17 protein-coding genes are annotated in these 19864 nt (G+C 71.4%); 8 read left to right on the top strand and 9 right to left on the bottom strand.

The genetic code is table 11. The features are described 5' to 3' along the window. Positions 1-131: 131 nt before the first annotated feature. From ACZ5NW_RS18225 to ACZ5NW_RS18205, 5 genes are all read right to left on the bottom strand, one after another. Positions 132-1109, bottom strand: coding sequence for an AraC-like ligand-binding domain-containing protein (locus ACZ5NW_RS18225; protein ID WP_468744839.1), 978 nt, complete (start codon positions 1107-1109; stop codon positions 132-134). A gap of 53 nt (positions 1110-1162) precedes the next feature. Beyond that, complete coding sequence (locus ACZ5NW_RS18220; protein WP_468745102.1) at positions 1163-3385, bottom strand: HelD family protein; 2223 nt, start codon at positions 3383-3385, stop codon at positions 1163-1165. 186 nt (positions 3386-3571) lie between these two features. Next, the gene (locus tag ACZ5NW_RS18215) at positions 3572-3886 is read right to left on the bottom strand and encodes a thioredoxin family protein (protein ID WP_468744838.1); all 315 of its coding nucleotides are present in this window, start codon (positions 3884-3886) and stop codon (positions 3572-3574) included. A gap of 14 nt (positions 3887-3900) precedes the next feature. Continuing rightward, positions 3901-4287: a MerR family transcriptional regulator gene (locus ACZ5NW_RS18210; protein ID WP_468744837.1), complete on the bottom strand. Its 387-nt coding sequence runs from the start codon at positions 4285-4287 to the stop codon at positions 3901-3903. 29 nt (positions 4288-4316) lie between these two features. Beyond that, a complete protein-coding gene (locus ACZ5NW_RS18205) occupies positions 4317-4826 on the bottom strand; it encodes an Lrp/AsnC family transcriptional regulator (RefSeq protein ID WP_468744836.1) in 510 nt (169 codons plus the stop codon). Positions 4827-4865: 39 nt separating this feature from the next. On the opposite strand from ACZ5NW_RS18205, the gene ACZ5NW_RS18200 reads away from it, so the two are divergent. Together ACZ5NW_RS18200 and ACZ5NW_RS18195 are read left to right on the top strand one after the other, a co-directional pair. Then, positions 4866-5789, top strand: a complete 924-nt coding sequence (locus ACZ5NW_RS18200; RefSeq protein ID WP_468744835.1) for an NAD-dependent epimerase/dehydratase family protein — start codon at positions 4866-4868, stop codon at positions 5787-5789. 1 nt (position 5790) lies between these two features. Then, a complete protein-coding gene (locus ACZ5NW_RS18195; RefSeq protein WP_468744834.1) occupies positions 5791-6687 on the top strand; it encodes an aldo/keto reductase in 897 nt (298 codons plus the stop codon). Positions 6688-6778: 91 nt separating this feature from the next. On the opposite strand, the gene ACZ5NW_RS18190 is transcribed toward ACZ5NW_RS18195, so the two are convergent. Then, complete coding sequence (locus ACZ5NW_RS18190; protein ID WP_468745101.1) at positions 6779-8197, bottom strand: cation:dicarboxylate symporter family transporter; 1419 nt, start codon at positions 8195-8197, stop codon at positions 6779-6781. Between the two features lie 153 nt (positions 8198-8350). On the opposite strand from ACZ5NW_RS18190, the gene ACZ5NW_RS18185 reads away from it, so the two are divergent. From ACZ5NW_RS18185 to ACZ5NW_RS18175, 3 genes are all read left to right on the top strand, one after another. Further along, a complete protein-coding gene (locus ACZ5NW_RS18185) occupies positions 8351-9979 on the top strand; it encodes a sensor histidine kinase (protein ID WP_468744833.1) in 1629 nt (542 codons plus the stop codon). Beyond that, on the top strand, positions 9976-10674 hold the full coding sequence (locus ACZ5NW_RS18180) for a response regulator (RefSeq protein ID WP_468744832.1): 699 nt from the start codon (positions 9976-9978) through the stop codon (positions 10672-10674). Before ACZ5NW_RS18185 ends, ACZ5NW_RS18180 begins: the two co-directional genes overlap by 4 nt. Before the next feature lie 321 nt (positions 10675-10995). After that, positions 10996-11718: a helix-turn-helix domain-containing protein gene (locus ACZ5NW_RS18175; RefSeq protein ID WP_468744831.1), complete on the top strand. Its 723-nt coding sequence runs from the start codon at positions 10996-10998 to the stop codon at positions 11716-11718. Positions 11719-11733: 15 nt separating this feature from the next. On the opposite strand, the gene ACZ5NW_RS18170 is transcribed toward ACZ5NW_RS18175, so the two are convergent. Beyond that, a complete protein-coding gene (locus tag ACZ5NW_RS18170; protein WP_468744830.1) occupies positions 11734-12759 on the bottom strand; it encodes an ATP-dependent 6-phosphofructokinase in 1026 nt (341 codons plus the stop codon). A 242-nt stretch (positions 12760-13001) separates the two neighbouring features. On the opposite strand from ACZ5NW_RS18170, the gene pta reads away from it, so the two are divergent. The 3 genes from pta to pyk all read left to right on the top strand — a co-directional run bounded on the left by pta (position 13002) and on the right by pyk (position 17814). Then, entirely contained in the window at positions 13002-15092 is a 2091-nt protein-coding gene (gene pta, locus ACZ5NW_RS18165) for a phosphate acetyltransferase (protein ID WP_468744829.1), read from the top strand. Further along, positions 15089-16297 carry an acetate kinase gene (locus tag ACZ5NW_RS18160; RefSeq protein WP_468744828.1) on the top strand — a complete coding sequence of 403 codons (1209 nt, stop codon included), beginning with the start codon at positions 15089-15091 and terminating at the stop codon, positions 16295-16297. Before pta ends, ACZ5NW_RS18160 begins: the two co-directional genes overlap by 4 nt. An 86-nt stretch (positions 16298-16383) precedes the next feature. Continuing rightward, complete coding sequence (pyk, locus tag ACZ5NW_RS18155; protein WP_468744827.1) at positions 16384-17814, top strand: pyruvate kinase; 1431 nt, start codon at positions 16384-16386, stop codon at positions 17812-17814. Positions 17815-17909: 95 nt separating this feature from the next. Here pyk and ACZ5NW_RS18150 read toward each other — a convergent pair whose 3' ends face one another. Together ACZ5NW_RS18150 and ACZ5NW_RS18145 are read right to left on the bottom strand one after the other, a co-directional pair. Then, the gene (locus ACZ5NW_RS18150; RefSeq protein ID WP_468744826.1) at positions 17910-19250 is read right to left on the bottom strand and encodes a hypothetical protein; all 1341 of its coding nucleotides are present in this window, start codon (positions 19248-19250) and stop codon (positions 17910-17912) included. After that, positions 19240-19818: a DUF6114 domain-containing protein gene (locus ACZ5NW_RS18145; protein ID WP_468744825.1), complete on the bottom strand. Its 579-nt coding sequence runs from the start codon at positions 19816-19818 to the stop codon at positions 19240-19242. The genes ACZ5NW_RS18150 and ACZ5NW_RS18145 overlap by 11 nt, the downstream gene beginning before the upstream one ends. Positions 19819-19864 lie beyond the last annotated feature (46 nt).

Genomic DNA, 19864 nt, shown 5'->3' with positions numbered 1-19864 from the left:
TTTCCTCCCACCCGTCGAGGACGCCCCGGCCCGGCGCCGGGGCGACCCGGTGACCCGGGTCGCATTCGAGAGTGCCGCCGCTCCGGGGAACCGTGCATTGCCTTGGTGCGACAGGGAGTTGACGGTTCGCGTCAGCTCCCCGGAGGTGTGCTGAGCAGCTGGTACTCGCGGGGACTGACGCCGAACGCGGCGCGGAAGGTGCGGGTGAAGGCGGCGGGGTCGCGAAAGCCCCAGCGGGCGGCGGTGGCGTGGATGGGGCGGGTGCGCAGAAGCGGGTCGGCGAGGTCGTGGCGGCAGCGGTCGAGGCGCCGGGCGCGGATCCAGGCCGCCGGGGTGCTGCCGTGCGGCCGGAACAGGCGCTCCAGGGTCCGGACGGAGAGATGGTGGGCCGCCGCGATGCGCCGGGGCGTGAGGTCGGGCTCGGCGAGGTGGTACTGGATGTACGCGAGGATCCGCTCGAACAGCGCCTCCGGGTGCCCGGGGGCCGTCTCGGCGCCCTGTTCGGGGTCGCCGTGGTGGGAGAGGAGCGCGGCGATGAGGTCGAGGGTGATGGTGGCCAGGCGGGCGGCGTCGAGGGCGCTGTGATGGCCCGCCTGGGCCAGTAATCCGCGCAGATGGGCCGCCGTCAGCGCGCCGATCCCGGCCTGCCCCGACAGCGGCTGGGCCAGGACGGTTTCCAGGGCCCGCTCGGACAGCGGCAGCAGCCCGCGCGGTACGGACACCGTCAGGCCCTGGGCGTTGCCGTGGTCGGCCCGCAGCACGTTGGTGTAGGGGCGTGCGGTGTCGACGAGCGCCAGGCCTCCGGCCGGTACCACCGCCGCCCGGTCGCCCTGGGCGAACAGCGCGGTCCCCCGCGTGATCAGCGCCAGGTGGTAGGCGCCCGGGTCCGAGCGGCGGATGAGCCGCGCGGTGCGCCGGGCCTCCAGGGTCGGCTGGTCGAAGGACGCCACCTGCACGGGTCCCGCGGCGACCGCGTGGATGGTGGCGTCGAAGTCGTCCGTCGCCTCGCTGCGGATCTCGAAGGGAGCCACCATCTGTTCGACCATGGCCATCCAGAAGTCGAAGCGCTCACCCGGCGGGAGCGCACGCGTGCTGATCCTTGTCTCCATGTACAGGGGAGGGCCGGGTCCCGGCCTCCGGTTCCTGCCGGAGGCCGACGGGACTATGCCAGGGCCGCGGCGAGCGGCTTGGGCAGTTCCTTGGAGTGGACGATGGCCAGCCGCTGGGTGGCGCGGGTGAGGGCGACGTAGAGGTCGCTCGTGCCGTAGAGCCCCGGCTCGACCACGAGCACCGAGTCGAACTCCAGGCCCTTCGACTGGCGGGGGTCGAGGAGGACGACGCCGCGCGTCAGGTCGGGCTCGGCGCCCGCCGTCACCCCGTCCAGCAGCGCGGCCAGCCGGCGGTGCAGATGGCGGGGCGCGATGACCGCCAGCCGGCCCTCGGCGGGGGTCAGTTCCGCCACGGCCTCGGCGACGGCGCCGGGCAGGTCGTCGGTGGCGCGGGCCCAGGGGCGTACGCCCGTGGACCGTACCGAGGACGGCGGCTCGAAGGCGGGGTCCTCGGCGCGGACGACGGCCGCCGCGAGCTCCATGATCTCGGCGGGGGTCCGGTAGTTGACGCCCAGGCGGGTGTGCTCCCAGCGGTCCTCGACGTACGGGCGGAGGATCTTCGACCAGGAGCCGACGCCCGCCGCCTCCGCCGTCTGGGCGGGGTCGCCGACCAGGGTCATCGAGCGGGTCGGGCAGCGCCGCATGAGCAGTCGCCAGGCCATCGGCGACAGTTCCTGCGCCTCGTCGACGATGATGTGCCCGAACGCCCAGGTCCGGTCGGCGGCGGCGCGTTCGGCGGCGCTGCGGTGGTCCGCCTCCTCCTGCCGCTCGGCGAACCGCTCGGCGTCGATGATGTCGTGCGCGGACAGGACCTCGCTGTCCTCGTCGTCCTTGTCGTCGAACTCGTAGGTGCGGGAGGCGTACGACACGTCGAGGACGCCCTGCGCGTACGCCACCTGCGTCTCCCGGGTCCGCTCGGCGCGCGCCCGGGCCATCCGCTCGTCCACGCCGAGCAGTTCGGCGGCCTCGTCGAGCAGCGGTACGTCGGCCACCGTCCACGCGCGGGTCACGGGACGTCGGATGGCGGCCGCGTCCTCGTCGGAGAGGTAGCCGACGGGGTCGGCGAGGAAGTCCGCGACGAGGCGCTGCGGCGTCAGGCGCGGCCACAACTGGTCGATGGCGGCCCACACTTCGGGGTTCTCGGCGAGTTCGTCGCGGATCTGGGTGATGTCGCTCGCGTCGAGGAGGCTGGTCCCGTCGTAGGGGTCGGTGCCGACGCGCTCGGCGTACAGCTCGGTGAGCGTGTTGAGGATGTACCCCTCGAAGTGCTCACGGGCCGCGTTGTGCGGCAGCCTGGCCGCGCGGGTGCGCTCGCGGGCCACCCTCACCAGGTCGTCGTCGAGCATCAGGATCTCGCGGTCGTGCTCGATGGCGAGCACCGGCTCGGGCAGCGACTGCCAGTCGCGTACGACCTCGGCGAGCACGTCCGCCATGTCGGCGCGGCCCTTGACGGCGGCCGCCTCCCGGCTGTCGGCCGCCGTCGCCCGCACGCCGGGGAACAGCTCCCCGACCGTCGCGAGCAGCACACCCGTCTCGCCGAGGGAGGGCAGCACCTCGCCGATGTAGCCGAGGAAGGCGGGGTTGGGGCCGACGATGAGGACGGCCCGCTTGGCGAGCAGTTCCCGGTGTTCGTAGAGGAGATACGCGGCCCGGTGCAGGGCGACGGCCGTCTTGCCGGTGCCGGGGCCGCCCTCGACCACGAGGACGCCCCGGTGCGGCGCCCGGATGATCTCGTCCTGCTCGGCCTGGATGGTCTGCACGATGTCGTTCATCCGGCCGGTGCGCGCGGAGTTGAGCGCGGCGAGCAGCACGGCGTCGCCGGTCGGGTCCTCGTGGCCGGTGCGGGTGGCGTCGCCGAGGTCGAGGATCTCGTCGTGCAGGGCGGTGACCGTGCGGCCCTCGGTGGTGATGTGCCGGCGGCGGGTGAGGCCCATCGGGGTGTGGCCGGTGGCCAGGTAGAAGGGTCGGGCGACGTCGGCCCGCCAGTCGATGAGGACGGGGGTGTGCTCGGTGTCGTCGCGGCGCAGCCCGATGCGGCCGATGTGGTGCCGTTCGCCGGAGGCGAGGTCGATGCGGCCGAAGCAGAGGGAGCCGTCCACCGCGTTCAGGGCGGCCAGCAGCCCCGAGCGTTCGGCGACCAGGATGTCCCGCTCCAGGCGCGCCTGCATGGGCTTGTCGCCCTGGGCGAGGGCGTCCGAGACGGCGGCCTCGGTGTCACCGCGCAGGGCGTCCACGCGCGCGTACAGGTCGTCGATGAATTCCTGCTCACCGCGAATTTCAGCGCTGTTTGACAATTCCACTCCCGGGCCGATACACTGTGCTCAGTGAACTTCTCTGCGACTCAATCCCCTTGAAGTCGCGAATCATTGAATATACGCAAAGAAAACCCCCGGGCGCAATCCGCCGGGGGTTTTCTCGTATTGCGTCAGGCCCTCGTCAGGTCGCGTCAGGCCGTCGTGGGGTCAGAGGACGTCGGAGAGTTCCTCCAGCAGCCGCCGCTTGGGCCGGGCGCCCACCATCGCCTTCACCGGCTCTCCACCGCGGAAGACCATGAAGGTCGGCATCGACAGCACCTTGTACGCGTTGGTGGTCTCCGGGTTGGTGTCCACGTCCAGCTGGACGACCTTGAGCCGGTCCCCCTCCTCGGCGGCCAGGGCGCTGAGCACCGGCCCCATCTGCCGGCACGGCGGACACCAGTCGGCGGTGAACTCCACCAGCACCGGCAGTTCCGCCCCGATCACCTCCGCCGCGAAGTCCGCGTCCGTCACCTCGGTCACACCCGCCGCCTTGATCACAGTTCCCGCCCTCCCAGTTCGCACAACGGTTCCTCGCCGGCGGCCACGGACAGCCGTACGCCTATCTGCGCCCGTACCGCCCGCAGCTCGTCGATCAGTTCGTCCAGCTCCGCCAGCTTGCGCCGGTAGACCGCGAGCGAGGCCGGGCAGGTGTCGCCCTCGGGATGCCCGGAGCGCAGGCACTCCACGAAGGGCCGCGTCTCCTCCAGGTCGAACCCGAAGTCCTGGAGCGTCCTGATCTGCCGCAGCAGCTTCAGATCGCTCTCGTCGTACGTCCGGTATCCGCTGTCGTCGCGCCGCGCGGGCAGCAGCCCCCGCGACTCGTAGTAGCGCAGCGCCCTCGTCGTGGTCCCGGCCCGTGCGGCCAGCTCGCCGATTCGCATACCGTCGAACGTAACCCTTGACGCCGACGTCAAGGCAACAGCGGTTTGCGCTCCACCGGAGACGTCAGCACGATCGACGTCGTCGTGCGGCCCAGGGCGGACACCGCTTCGAGGACCTCCTCCAGATGGACCGTGTCCCGGACGGCGGTCTTCAGGATCCAGCAGTCCTCGCCGACCACATGGTGCGCCTCGGTGATCTCCGGACGGGCGATCAGCTCCAGGGTCCGTGGCGACTTCAGGGTGTACCCGCCGTGCGGGTCGACCCGGATGAACGCCTGGATGCCGTACCCGAGCCGGCCCGGCACGACATGGGCGCCGTAGCCGCTGATCACGCCCGCGCCCTCCAGCCGCCGCACCCGCTCGGTGACCGCGGCCGGGCTGAGCCGCACCCGGCGCCCGAGCTCGCTGAGCTTGATCCGGCCGTCGGTCTGGAGCAGCTGAAGGATCTGCCGGTCCAACGCGTCGAAGGCCACCGACGTTTCGTTGGCGGCGGGCCGCGACGGCCGTGGTTCTTTCGGTACGAGCGCCGGATCTCCCATGTCTCCCCCTTCAGGAGTCGGTAACGGACCGGAAGAATTATGGCCATGGAAAAGCAACGGGGTGTACGCGAGGTATTGGTCATCGGCGGCAACCGCTATTTCGGCAAGCGGCTGATCGAACGGCTGCTGGCCGCGGGCGACCGCGTCACGGTCCTCAATCGGGGATCGTCCCCGCCGCCGAAGGGCGCCCTCCATCTCGTGGCCGACCGCGACGACGAGAATTCCCTGACGGCCGCTCTGGGTTCACGGCAATTCGACGTGGTCGTCGACCAGGTCTGCTACACACCCCGCCAGGCGGTCACGGCCCGCCGCGTCCTCAGCGGCCGCACCCGCCGCTACGTCATGACGTCCACGGTCGAGGTCTACGAGTACGAGGACTCCCTCGCCCCGGTCCGCGAGGACGACGTGGATCCCGGCACCGTCACCGTGGACCTCGACCTCCCCTGGGACGACCCGGAGTTCCTCGAAACCCACTACGGCGAGGGCAAGCGGCAGGCGGAGGCGGTGTTCGCGACGGCGGACTTCCCCTGCACCGCGGTCCGCGTCGCCCATGTCCTGGGCGGCGCGGACGACTTCACCGGCCGCCTCACCCACTACGCCGACCGCATCCGCGCCGGCGAACCGATCGGCGTGCCGCCGGTGAACCGGCCGGCCACCTACATCCACGTCGACGAGATCGCCGACTTCCTGTTCTGGGCGGTGGGCGAGGACTTCACGGGACCCGTCAACGCGGCCTCCCACGGGCTGCTGACCACCGAGGAGCTGTGCGCGACGGTGGCGGCGCACCTCCCCGGCGGCCGCACGGTGTTCCGGGAGGTCGAGGTCGGCGAGGTCTCCCCCTTCTCCTTCGCCCGCTTCTACGGCATGGACAACTCCCGTGCCACCCGGCTCGGCTACTCCTTCGGGCATGCCCGCGCGTGGCTGCCGCGAGCCGTGGCCGAGACCCTCGGAAAGGACAACTGACGTGCGGTACCGCACCCTTGGCGGCCTTCGGGTGAGCGCGATCGGACTCGGCGCGATGCCGCTGTCCCTGGAGGGCCGCCCCGACGAGGCCCGCGCGCTGGCGACGGTCCACGCGGCCCTGGACGCCGGCGTGACCCTGCTGGACACCGCGGACTCCTACCACCTGCCCGGCGCCGAGCCCGGCCACAACGAACTCCTGGTCGCCCGGGCGCTGGCCTCCTACGGCGGCGACACCTCCGGGGTGCTGGTCGCGACGAAGGGAGGCCGCGGCCGCCCGGCCGACGGCAGCTGGACGGTCGACGGCGACCCCCGCCACCTCAGGTCCGCGGCCGAGGCGTCCCTGAAGCGGCTGGGCGTCGAGGCCATCGGCCTCTACCAGCTGCACAAGCCGGACCCCGCGGTCCCCTTCGAGGAGTCGGTGGGCGCGCTGCGGGACCTGCTCGACGAGGGCAAGATCCGCCTGGCGGGCGTCTCCAACGCCGACGCCGAGCAGATCCGCACGGCCCACGCGATCCTCGGCGACCGTCTGGCGTCGGTGCAGAACCAGTACTCGCCCGCGGTCCGCGACAGCGAGCCCGAGCTGCGCCTGTCCCTCGACCTCGGCCTGGCGTTCCTGCCGTGGAGCCCCCTGGGCGGCATCTCCCGCAGCTCCCTGGACGGCCCGTCGAGAACGGAGGGCGAGGACCGCTTCGCGGCCTTCCACCGTGTGGCGAGGGAGCGCGGGGCGAGCCCCCAGCAGATCTGCCTCGCCTGGCTGCTCGCCCGCTCCCCCGCGATCGTCCCCATCCCGGGGGCGAGCCGCCCGGAGACGATCAGGAACTCGGCGGCAGCGGCGGACCTCACCCTGACGGAGGAGGAACTGCGGTCCCTGGAGGCACACGAGAAGCCGGGCGGCTGAGTGAACGGGGAGTTCTCAGCCGCCCGGCTCGTCACAGGTGCCCGGCCCCGGTTCAGGCGGGGCCGGGCACCGGCTCGGTGGGGAACTGGGCCTAGGCCTTGGCCAGTTCCTTCTCGCCCTCGACGACGGGAGCGGCGTCGGCGGCCTCGCCCTGCCCCTCGTCGAGCAGGGTCGTCTCGTCGAAGGGGATCTCACCGGCGAGCACGGCCCGCACCCGCTCCTTGTCGATCTCCTTCGTCCACGTCCCGACGAGGACCGTCGCGACCGCGTTCCCCGCGAAGTTGGTCAGCGCACGCGCCTCGCTCATGAAGCGGTCGATGCCGACGATGAGGCCGACGCCGTCCACCAGCGCGGGCTTGTGCGACTGCAGACCGCCCGCCAGCGTGGCCAGACCCGCACCGGTGACACCGGCCGCGCCCTTGGAGGCGACCAGCAGGAACAGCAGCAGCGGGATCTGCTCACCGACCGACATCGGCGTACCCATGGCATCGGCGATGAACAGGGACGCCATGGTCATGTAGATCATGGTGCCGTCGAGGTTGAAGGAGTAGCCGGTCGGGACGGTGATGCCGACGACGGGCTTGCTGACGCCGAGGTGCTCCATCTTCGCGATGAGGCGCGGCAGCGCGGACTCGGAGGAGGAGGTCGACAGGATCAGCAGGAACTCACGGCCGAGGTACTTGAACAGCAGGAAGATGTTCAGCCCGGTGACGAGCCGCAGGATCGTGCCCAGCACGACGAAGACGAAGAGGAAGCAGGTGATGTAGAAGCCGACCATCAGCACCGCGAGGCTCTTCAGGGCGTCGAGGCCGGCCGAACCGACGACCGCCGCCATCGCGCCGAAGGCACCGATCGGAGCGGCCCACATGATCATGCCGAGGACGCGGAAGACGAGCCGCTGGATGTGCTCGACACCCCGCAGGATCGGCTGACCGGCGCTGCCCATGGCCTGGAGCGCGAAGCCGCACAGCAGGGCGACCAGCAGGGTCTGCAGGACCTCGCCCTCGGTGAAGGCGGAGACGATGGTCTTCGGGATGATCCCCAGCAGGAACTCGGTGGTGTCCTTGGCCTCCGGGGAGACCTGCGCCTGGCCGGTCTCCTTGACCGCGTCGGTGATCGCGAGGCCGGAGCCCGGCTCCAGGATGTTGCCGACGACCAGGCCGATGCCCAGGGCGACGAAGGACATGGCGAGGAAGTAGCCGAGGGCGATGCCGCCGACGGCGCCGACCTTCGCGGCCTTCCGTACGGACCCGATGCCCAGCACGATCGTGCAGAAGATGATCGGCGAGATCATCATCTTGATCAGGTTGACGAACCCGGTGCCGATCGGCTTCAGCTCCACGGCGAAGTCGGGCGCGGCCAGGCCGACCGCGATGCCGATGGCCACCGCGACGATCACCGCGATGTACAGGTAGTGGGTGCGGTCCCGCTTGACCACGGGTGCGGCAGGTGCCGTATCGGGGGTGCTGCTGGCGGCCACGGCTGCCCTCCTTGACGTCTTCGTCGGCATCACCGGCGTGCGGCTCACGTCCGGGGTGAATTCCCGGGGGCGGCTCGGCCGCGGACCGGGATGGGGGAATGCAGGGACTATCTCCTGGCCTGTGAGGGCGGTCACCCTTCCGTTCATTTAGTTCACGATGGGCGCCGGGGGCACACTGACGGCATGCGTCTCCCCGTCCCCCGTCCCCGCAGCCTGGCGGGCCAGCTGTTCGCGATGCAGGCCGTGCTGATAGCGGTCGTCGTCGCGGGATACGCGCTGTTCACGTACGTCAGCGACCAGACGCAGGCCGAGGAGGCGGCGGGCCGGCAGGCGACCGCGGTGGCCCGTTCGGTGGCGGACTCGCCGTCGGTGCGGGCGGCGATCCGCGCCCCGGCCCCGACCCGGGAGCTCCAGCCGTACGCCCTGCGGATCATGCGGGACACGGACGTCGACTTCGTGACGATCATGAACCCGGAGGGCATCCGCTGGACCCACCCCGACCCGAGCCAGATCGGCCGGCACTTCCTCGGCAACACCGCGCCCGCCCTGAAGGGCGAGACCTTCACCGAGACCTACACCGGCACCCTCGGCTCGTCGGTCCGCGCGGTCACTCCGATCGAGGACGACGACAAGCGGATCGTCGGCCTGGTCAGCGCGGGCATCCGGGTGGAGGCGATCAGCGCGCGGGTGCAGGACCAGGTCACGGCGCTGCTCGGCTGGGCGGCGGGCGCCCTGGCGCTGGGCGCGGTGGGCACGTATGTGATCAACGCCCGGCTGCGGCGTCATACGCACGGCATGAACGCGGGAGAGCTCAGCCGGATGCACGACTACCACCAGGCCGCGCTGCACGCGGTGCGCGAGGGGCTGCTGATGCTGGACGGACAGTTCCGGGTGGCGCTGATCAACGACGGCGGGCGGGAACTGCTCGGGGTGTCGGGCGAGGTGGTGGGCACCTCGGTCGCGGAACTGGGTCTGCCCGCGCCGCTGACCGGCGCGCTGCTCGCGTCGGAGCCGAGGGTGGACGAGGTCCATCTGACGGCGGACCGGGTGCTGGTGGTGAACACCTCGCCGGTGACCGGCGGCGAGCGGCGCGGCACCGTGGTCACCCTGCGCGATGTGACCGAACTCCAGTCCCTGATGGGCGAGTTGGACTCGGAGCGGGGCTTCACCCAGGCACTGCGCTCACAGGCGCACGAGGCGGCGAACCGGCTGCACACGGTGGTGTCGCTGATCGAGCTGGGCCGCGCGGAGGAGGCGGTCGAGTTCGCGACGGCCGAGCTGGAGCTGGCACAGGCGCTGACCGACCAGGTGGTGGCGGCGGTGAGCGAGCCGGTCCTCGCGGCCCTGCTGCTGGGCAAGACGGCCCAGGCGAACGAGCGGGGCGTGGAGCTGGTGGTGTCACCGGAGAGCCGGCTGGACGACGGGGTGCTGCCGGCGTCGCTGTCGGCGCGGGACCTGGTGACGATCCTCGGCAACCTCATCGACAACGCGGTCGACGCGGCGCAGGGGACGGTGGGGGCGCGGGTGACGGTGACGGCCTGCGCGGAGGGCGGTCAGCTGGAGCTGCGGGTCGCCGACACGGGCTCCGGGGTGGAACCGGACCACGCGGACCTGGTGTTCCAGCGGGGCTTCACGACGAAGCCGGCAGGGCCGGGGGGCCGGGGTCTCGGACTCGCCCTCGTCCGGCAGGCTGTGCACCGGCATGAGGGGACCCTGTCGGTGGCGGAGGCCGAGGGGGGCGGGGCGGAGTTCGTGGTGCGGTTGCCACTGCGGGCGGCCTCCCTGCCGGTTTCGGGAGGCGGCGCGAGATGAGTGAGCGTGAGCAGCCGATCCGGGTGCTGGTCGTCGAGGACGATCCGGTGGCCGCGGACGCGCATGTGATGTACGTGGGCCGGGTGCCCGGGTTCGTCGCGGTCGGGAAGGCGCACACGGGGGCGGAGGCGCGGCGGCTGCTCGACCGCACGCCGGTGGACCTGCTCCTGCTCGATCTGCATCTGCCGGACGGTCACGGGTTGCAGCTGGCACGGTCGCTGCGGGCGGCGGGCTATCACGCGGACGTCATCGCGGTGACGTCGGCGCGGGATCTGACGGTGGTGCGGGAAGGGGTCTCGCTGGGGGTCGTGCAGTACGTCCTGAAGCCGTTCACGTTCGCGACGCTGCGGGACCGGCTGGTGCGGTACGCGGAGTTCCGGGGCGCGGCCGGAGAGGCGAGCGGCCAGGACGAGGTGGACCGGGCGCTGGCCGCCCTGCGGGCGCCGGGTCCGGCGGCGCTGCCGAAGGGGTTGAGCGGGCCGACGCTGGAGCGGGTGACGGGCGCCGTGCGGGAGGCGGCGGAGGGGCTGACGGCGGCCGGGGTGGCCGAGACGGTGGGGATCTCCCGGATCACGGCCCGGCGCTATCTGGAGCACCTGGTGGAGGCGGGCAGAGCGGAGCGCAAGCCGGTGTACGGGCAGGTGGGCCGGCCGGAGCTGGTGTACCGCTGGGTCACGGGAAGCCAGGGCCGCTGAGGAACGCGGCGACGGCCCGGGCCTGGGGGGCCTCGGCGGGGGCGTCGGCCCGGGTGCAGGCGTCGGCGGCCTCGGTGGGGGCGTCGGCCCAGGTGCAGGCATCGGCGGCCGGGAGCAGATATCGGACGGCGTCGGCGGGCGATCGCCTCCTCGATACGGCCGGCAGGCCGTGAGGAGACGGCCGCCCACGGACAGTCCCCCGAGCCACGCTCACCCCGCCGCCCCGAAGCTCCAGCCCCACCTCCCGCCGCCCCCGTACCTTCCTACAATCCGTGATTGTGTCCGAACACCCCGTAGCCACCCCGGTCCCCCACCCCTAGCTTGTGGCGCGTGCGTCGACCCCCTGCTCATACGAACCAGCCCGGACCGCCCTTCAACGCCCCCCACGCCCGTCGCCTCAGAGCCGCTCTCGGCATGGGACCCGAGCACGTCGCCCACGGGCTGCGCGTCTCCTACGGGCTCCCCTATGTCACCCCGGATCTGATCATCGCCTGGGAACGCGGCACGCTCACCCCGAGCAGCCCCGAACTCACCGCCCTCGCCGGCATGTTGTGGTGCGCCCCCGGTGAACTCATCGGCCGCCCCCGCACCCTGCGCGAACACCGCGTCGCCCGCGGCCTCGCCCCGGAGGACGTCGCCCGTGCCGTGGGGCACGAACTCTCCGCCTATCTGCGGATGGAGGAGAGCGCCCAGTGGCGCGGCACCGAGCGGCAGAACGCCGCCCTCGCCGAGGTGCTCGCCCTGTCCCTGCCCGACCAGGTCACCGTCACCGGCCGCGAGGCCCGCCTCGCCGAGCTGCTGCGCAGCGCGGTCAGCACCCGCTGGCAGGGCTATGTGCGGCCGGTCGGCAAGGTCGTACCCGTCGACAGACAGCGCCTGGAGAACGTTCTCCAGGCGCTGCATCAGGACTATCAGGGGCGGATGGCCGCCACGCTCAGCTGGGGCGGCAGCGGCGGCGCGGCCGACGACTCACGGGACGCCGGCCGCGACTTCCTCGACCGGATCGTGGACCACTTCTGGGCGCTGGTGCAGGACACACCGTAGAAACAGCCCCAGAAGCTAGAAGACCGACTCCGCCTCGTCCATCCGGTCCTTCGGGACCGTCTTCAGCTCGGTCACCGCCTCCGCGAGCGGCACCATCACGATGTCGGTGCCGCGCAGCGCGGTCATCCGGCCGAACTCACCGCGGTGCGCGGCCTCCACGGCGTGCCAGCCGAACCGGGTCGCGAGGACGCGGTCGTACGCCGTGGGCACACCGCCGCGCTGGACGTGGCCGAGGATGACCGGGCGGGCCTCCTTGCCGAGGCGCTTCTCCAGCTCGTGCGCGAGGGCCGTGCCGATGCCCTGGAAGCGCTCGTGGCCGAACTGGTCGATCGCGCCCTTGCCGTAGTCCATGGTGCCGTCGGCGGGATGGGCGCCCTCGGCTACGCAGATGACGGCGAACTTCTTGCCGCGCGAGAAGCGCTCCTCGACCATCTTGACGAGGTGGGCGGGGTCGAAGGGGCGCTCGGGCAGGCAGATGCCGTGGGCGCCGGCGGCCATGCCGGACTCCAGGGCGATCCAGCCGGCGTGCCGGCCCATGACCTCGACGACCATCACGCGCTGGTGGGACTCCGCCGTGGTCTTCAGGCGGTCCATCGCCTCCGTGGCGACGCCGACGGCCGTGTCGAAGCCGAAGGTGCGGTCCGTCGAGGAGATGTCGTTGTCGATCGTCTTCGGCACGCCCACCACCGGCAGGCCCGCGTCGCTCAGCATGCGGGCCGCGGTCAGCGTGCCCTCGCCGCCGATCGGGATCAGCGCGTCGATGCCGAAGTCGGTGACGATGTCGGCCGCGTTCTCGCAGGCCTCGCGCAGGCGGTCGCGCTCCAGACGGGAGGAGCCGAGGATCGTTCCGCCGCGGGCCAGGATGCCGCTGACGGCGTTCAGGTCGAGCCCGCGGTAGCGGCCGTCCAGCAGGCCGGCGTAGCCGTCCTCGAAGCCGATGACCTCGTCGTCGTACTGCGTGACGGCCCGGTGCACGACCGACCGGATCACTGCGTTCAAGCCGGGGCAGTCGCCGCCTGCGGTGAGAACTCCGATACGCATCGTGCTGTGTCTCCTGCTCGCTGTCGATGGTGAGCCTGAGCCGATTGTTTCATGCCCCTCCGGCCGCGACCGGCCCCCGACCCCCCGGCCCGATGTCCCTGTCTTCCGGGACCTTGGTCCCGTGGGAAAAGGAAAGATGCCGGCGGGCGCCATATCCAGCCCCAAGGGTATTGTCAAGAGGGTCCTGCTCACCTCGGTGGGCGATTTTTGTACACGGAGACGAGACGGAACGGAGAGCACGCGTGACGCGCAGCGTGTACGTGACCGGGATCGATCGCGGCGACGGCCGCCAGGTCGTCGAGCTGGGGGTCATGGAGCTCCTGACCCGGCGGGTCGACCGGGTGGGCGTCTTCCGCCCCCTCGTCCACCACAACCCCGATCGCCTGTTCGACCTCCTGCGGGCCCGTTACCGCCTGGCGCAGGACCCCGCGACCGTCTACGGCATGGACTACCACGAGGCGTCCGCGCTGCTCGCCGAGCGCGGCACGGACGAACTGGTGGCCACGCTCGTCGACCGCTTCCACCTGGTCGCCCGCGACTACGACGTCGTCCTCGTCCTCGGCACCGACTTCGCCGACACCCAGCTCCCGGACGAGCTGGCCCTGAACGCGCGTCTGGCCAACGAGTTCGGCGCGTCCGTCATCCCCGTGGTCGGCGGCCGCAAGCAGACCGCGGAGTCGGTGCGCGCCGAGACCCGCAACGCCTTCCGGGCGTACGACGGGCTGGGCTGCGACGTGCTGGCGATGGTGGTGAACCGGGTGGACCGCGCCGACCGGGACGACATCGCGGAGCGGCTCGCGAACCGGCTGCCCGTGCCCTGCTACGTGCTGCCCGACGAGCCCGCCCTGTCCGCCCCGACGGTCTCCCAGATCAGCCACGCCCTGGGCGCGAAGGTGCTGCTCGGCGACGACTCCGGGCTGGCCCGGGACGCGCTGGACTTCGTCTTCGGCGGCGCGATGCTGCCGAACTTCCTGGGCGCCCTGACCCCGGGCTGCATGGTCGTCACCCCCGGCGACCGCGCGGACCTGGTCGTCGGCGCGCTGGCCGCGCACAGCGCCGGCACCCCGCCGATAGCCGGCGTGCTGCTCACCCTGAACGAGGTGCCCGGCGAGGACATCCTCACCCTGGCCGCCCGGCTCGCCCCCGGCACCCCGGTGCTGTCGGTGCCCGGCACCAGCTTCCCGACCGCCGAGCAGCTGTTCTCCCTGGAGGGCAAGCTGAACGCGGCCACACCGCGCAAGGCGGAGACCGCGCTCGGTCTGTTCGAACGCCATGTCGACACCGCGGACCTGCTGCGCCGGGTCTCCGCGCCGAGCAGCGACCGCGTCACCCCGATGATGTTCGAGCACAAGCTGCTGGAGCAGGCCCGCTCGGACCTGCGCCGGGTCGTGCTGCCGGAGGGCACGGAGGAGCGGGTGCTGCACGCGGCCGAGGTGCTGCTGCGCCGCGGGGTGTGCGAGCTGACGCTGCTCGGTCCGGTCGACCAGATCCGCAAGAAGGCCGCCGACCTCGGCATCGACCTGGGCGGCTCCCATCTGATCGACCCGGCGACGAGCGAGCTGCGCGACGCCTTCGCGGAGAAGTACGCGGCACTGCGCGCCCACAAGGGCGTCACCGTGGAGCTGGCCTACGACGTCGTCTCGGACGTCAACTACTTCGGCACCCTGATGGTCCAGGAGGGGCTCGCGGACGGCATGGTCTCCGGGTCCGTGCACTCCACGGCCGCGACGATCCGGCCCGCCTTCGAGATCATCAAGACCCGGCCGGACGCCGGCATCGTGTCGTCCGTGTTCTTCATGTGCCTCGCCGACAAGGTCCTCGTCTACGGCGACTGCGCGGTCAACCCGGACCCGGACGCGCGTCAGCTCGCCGACATCGCCATCCAGTCGGCGGCCACGGCGGAACGGTTCGGGGTGGAGCCGCGGATCGCGATGCTGTCGTACTCGACGGGGACGTCGGGCTCGGGCGCCGACGTCGACAAGGTGCGCGAGGCGACCGAGCTGGTACGGCAGCGGCGCCCCGATCTGAAGATCGAGGGGCCGATCCAGTACGACGCCGCCGTGGAGCCGACGGTGGCCGCGACCAAGCTGCCGGAGTCCGACGTCGCCGGCCAGGCCAGCGTGCTGATCTTCCCGGACCTCAACACCGGCAACAACACCTACAAGGCCGTGCAGCGGTCGGCCGGCGCGATCGCCGTCGGCCCGGTGCTCCAGGGTCTGCGCAAGCCGGTCAACGACCTGTCCCGGGGCGCCCTGGTCCAGGACATCGTCAACACCGTCGCCATCACGGCGATCCAGGCCCAGTCCTCCAGCGAGAAGGTTCCCCAGCAGTGACCGCGTCCCGTGTCCTCGTCCTCAACTCCGGCTCCTCGTCGGTGAAGTACCAGCTGCTCGACATGCGCGACAGCAGCCGCCTGGCGGTGGGTCTCGTCGAGCGCATCGGCGAGGAGACCTCCCGGATCAAGCACACGCCGCTCGCCACGGGTGAGGCACGGGAGTGGACCGGCGCGATCCCCGACCACGAGGCCGCGCTGAAGGCCGTGGCCGAGGAGCTGGCCCGGGACGGCCTGGGGCTGGACTCGCCCGAGCTGGCCGCCGTCGGCCACCGGGTGGTGCACGGCGGCCGGCGCTTCACCGAGCCGACCGTCATCGACGACGCGGTGCTCGCCGAGATCGAGCGGCTGATCCCGGTCGCCCCGCTGCACAACCCGGCCAACCTCATCGGCATCCGCACCGCGCTGACGCTGCGCCCGGACCTGCCGCAGATCGCCGTGTTCGACACCGCGTTCCACACGACGATGCCGGAGTCCGCCGCCCGTTACGCCATCGACGTGGCGACGGCCGACGCGCACCGCGTGCGCCGCTACGGCTTCCACGGCACCTCGCACGCGTATGTCTCCCGGGCGACGGCACGGCTGCTGGGCAAGGCGCCCGAAGAGGTGAACGTGATCGTGCTCCACCTGGGCAACGGCGCGTCGGCCTCGGCGGTCGAGAAGGGCCGCTGTGTGGACACCTCCATGGGCCTGACCCCGCTGGAGGGGCTGGTGATGGGCACGCGCTCCGGTGATGTGGATCCGGCGGTCATCTTCCATTTGGCGCGTGTTGGGGAAATGTCCATCGACGAAATCGACACTCTTCTCAACAAGAAGAGCGGACTGATCGGCCTGTGCGGCGACAACGACATGCGCGAGATCCGGCGCCGGATCGACGAGGGCGACGAACAGGCGAAGCTCGCCTTCGACATCTACATTCACCGTTTGAAGAAGTACATCGGCGCCTATTACGCGGTACTCGGCACGGTGGACGCCGTGGCGTTCACCGCCGGGGTCGGCGAGAACGCCGCCCCGGTGCGCGAGGCCGCCGTCGCGGGCCTTGAGGCCCTGGGCCTGGCGGTGGACGGTGAGCTGAACGCCGTACGCGGCGACGCGCCGCGGCTGATCTCGCCGGCCGGCGCCCGGGTGGCTGTGGCGGTGGTGCCGACGGATGAAGAACTGGAGATCGCGACGCAGACCTACGCACTGGTCGGGAAGAACGGCTGAGTAACACGGCTGAGCAAAGCCAAGCTCATTTGTATCTTCCACCAGACGGAATATTCCGCCGCGAAACAAACCGATAGGATCGCTCCATGCGCCGTTCGAAAATCGTCTGTACTCTCGGCCCCGCGGTCGACTCCCATGAGCAGCTCGTCGCCCTGATCGAAGCCGGCATGAACGTGGCCCGCTTCAACTTCAGCCATGGCACGCACGCCGAGCACCAAGGCCGTTACGACCGGGTCCGGGCCGCCGCCAAGGAGACCGGCCGGGCCATCGGTGTCCTCGCCGACCTCCAGGGCCCGAAGATCCGTCTGGAGACCTTCGCCGAGGGTCCGGTGGAGCTGGTGCGCGGTGACGAGTTCACCATCACCACCGAGACCGTCCCCGGCGACAAGACGATCTGCGGCACGACGTACAAGGGCCTGCCCGGTGACGTCTCGCGCGGCGACCAGGTCCTCATCAACGACGGCAACGTCGAGCTGAAGGTCCTGGACGTCGAGGGCCCGCGGGTGCGGACGATCGTCATCGAGGGCGGCGTCATCTCCGACCACAAGGGCATCAACCTGCCCGGCGCGGCCGTCAACGTGCCCGCGCTGTCCGAGAAGGACATCGAGGACCTCCGCTTCGCCCTCCGCATGGGCTGCGACCTGGTCGCGCTGTCCTTCGTCCGGGACGCCAAGGACGTCGAGGACGTCCACCGCGTCATGGACGAGGAGGGCCGCCGCGTCCCCGTCATCGCCAAGGTGGAGAAGCCGCAGGCGGTGGAGAACATGGAGGACGTCGTGATGGCGTTCGACGGTGTCATGGTCGCCCGTGGCGACCTGGCCGTCGAGTACCCGCTGGAGCGGGTCCCCATGGTCCAGAAGCGCCTCATCGAGCTGTGCCGGCGCAACGCCAAGCCGGTGATCGTGGCGACCCAGATGATGGAGTCGATGATCACCAACTCCCGCCCGACGCGCGCCGAGGCGTCCGACGTGGCCAACGCGATCCTGGACGGCGCGGACGCGGTCATGCTGTCGGCGGAGTCCTCGGTCGGCGCGTACCCGATCGAGACCGTCAAGACGATGTCGAAGATCGTCCAGGCGGCCGAGCAGGAGCTGCTCTCCAAGGGCCTGCAGCCGCTCGTCCCGGGCAAGAAGCCGCGCACGCAGGGCGGTTCGGTCGCCCGCGCGGCCTGCGAGATCGCCGACTTCCTCGGCGGCAAGGGCCTGATCGCCTTCACCAAGTCCGGTGACACCGCCCGCCGTCTGTGCCGCTACCGCGCGGAGCAGCCCATCATCGCCTTCACCACCGACGAGGGCACCCGCAACCAGCTGGCGCTCAGCTGGGGCGTGGAGTCGTACGTCGTGCCGTTCGTCAACAGCACCGACGAGATGGTCGACCTGGTCGACGGCGAGGTCTCCAAGCTGAACCGCTTCAGCGACGGCGACATCGTCATCATCACCGCCGGCTCGCCCCCCGGCGTCCCCGGCACGACCAACATGGTCCGCGTCCACCACGTGGGCACCGGCTCCCGCGCCTGACGCTCCGCCACCACGGCTCCGACGACACCGAGGGCGCCCCCTGCGACAGGGGGCGCCCTCGGTGTCTGTGCGGCTCCCGGACGGGCTGTTGGGGGTTATTTGTCGGTCGTGTAGACCTTCATCCCGGGAATGTGGAGCGTGCCGCCGAACTGTCCGGCCTGGGTGACCTTCACGTTGGTGAAGTAGATCAGGGGGATGTTCAGCGGCGGCGGGCTGTCCGGGGTGAAGGTCACCGGGATCAGACCGAAGAGGTTGCCGGAGATGCTCTCCGTGTACATGATCGTGTCGCCGTGGGTGATCGTGGAGTTCGACCCCTTGGCGCCCTGCACGTGGTAGACCTTGCCGGACTTCTTGTCATTGACGAGCTGGTGCAGGTCGCCGATCTCGGTGCCGCCGGAGATGACGTACTTCAGCACCTTCTTCTTGGCGCCGCTGTGCGTCCTGACCTCGACGATGCCCTGGTAGTCCGCGCCCTTCAGGTACAGCGAACTGGCCTGGAGGTACCAGGGGTCGTCGGCGACGGGGAGCTTGTTGTCGACACCGCCGTCGTCCTCGGTGGCCGCCACGCAGTTGTCGGGCGTGGCGCTCGCGGAGGGGCTCGGCGAGGCGGTGGCCGCGTCCGCCGCGTTCTGTGCCGCGTCGGTGGCCTTCTTCGTCGCCGTCGAGGCGGTGTCGGTGGTGTCCTTCACCGTGTTCTTGACGGTGTCGGTGACCTGATCCGTCGTGTCCTTGACGGTGCCGGAGCCGCCCTTGTCGCCGGTGGAGCCGGTCGACCCGGTGGAGCCCGTCGAGGACGCCGGCTGGGTGGCGGACGGGGACGGGGACGGGCTCGCGGTGGCCGGGGAGCCCGCCGTGCCGCTGCCGCCGGTGAAGATGTCCGTGAGGGCGTCGCCGATGGTGTCGAGCAGGTTGCCGCTGGAGGGGGACTGCGACGGCGTGGCCGCCGTGGACCCGCCGCCGGTGGAGGACTGCTCGCTCTTCTCGGTGGCGGCGGCGGACGGGCTCGGGGCGGGCTCGGGCGCCTTGTCGTCGGAACCTGAATCCGACGAAGAGGAGCCGGTCTTGCCGTCCGCGGAGCTCTGCGTGTCCTTGCTTGTGCCCGTCCCGTCCGTGGTGTCCTTCGCGCTCTCGGACGCGGACGGCGACGGGGAGGCCGAGGGCGAGGCGGAGGCGCCGTCGAGGGCGGCCACACAGTCCTTGTACTCGTCGGCCAGCTTGCTGTTGGTCGCCGAGGGCCCGTCGTCGGCGAGGGCCAGTGTCGGGGTGAAGCCCATGCCCATGAGGACGGCGGTGGGCATCGCCGCCATCGCTATCGCCTTGCCGGCGGGCATGTGGAACCGGGTGAACAGCGGCTTCTTGGGCGCCGCGTGGCGCGGTCCCGTTCTCTCCGCCGGCTCGTGCACCTGGCTGTGACCACGGACCTCGTCAGCCGACACGGTGCCCCCCGTTGGGGTCGTCGGTGTGCGCGCCGCCCGTGCTCTCGACGGGGGCGTCGTACGACGGCTGCGGCTGGGCCGGGACGGAGGGGGTGCCCGGAGCGGCCCCGGGGGCGGCACCGGCCGGACCCGGCTCGTCGGCGGGCTCGGTCACCGCGCCCTCGGCGGCCGGGTTGCCCGGCGCCCAGGACAGGGCGAGCGCACCGCCGATCATCGCCAGCAGGAAGCCCAGGATGAAGCCGCCGATGTTGGAGATCACCAGCGACACCAGGGCCAGGATGATCGCCGCGACACCGGCGAAGAACCGGGTGGCCTGCTGGAACCACATGGTCAGACCCAGCGTCATCAGCAGCACGCCGATGATCAGGGAGCCGGCGCCGGCGGTCGTCGACATGGCGATCGACATGGTGCCCAGCTTGAGCGTGGCGTAGGGGAAGTAGGCGATCGGCACCCCGCCGAGCAGGGTGAACAGGCCCGCCCAGAACGGCCGGGTGCCCCGCCAAGCACGGAAGCCCAGCCGCAGCCGGGTGAGGGTCCCGACGGTCTGGACCGGAGTCTCGGCACTCATGGAAAACAGCTCCCTGGGTCCGGTGGAAGTACGTACCGGCTCGGCC

The organism is Streptomyces sp. NPDC032126, from assembly GCF_055580085.1.
Note: the sequence above shows the minus strand (reverse complement) of the source record. Positions and strands in the feature narration are given on the sequence as shown.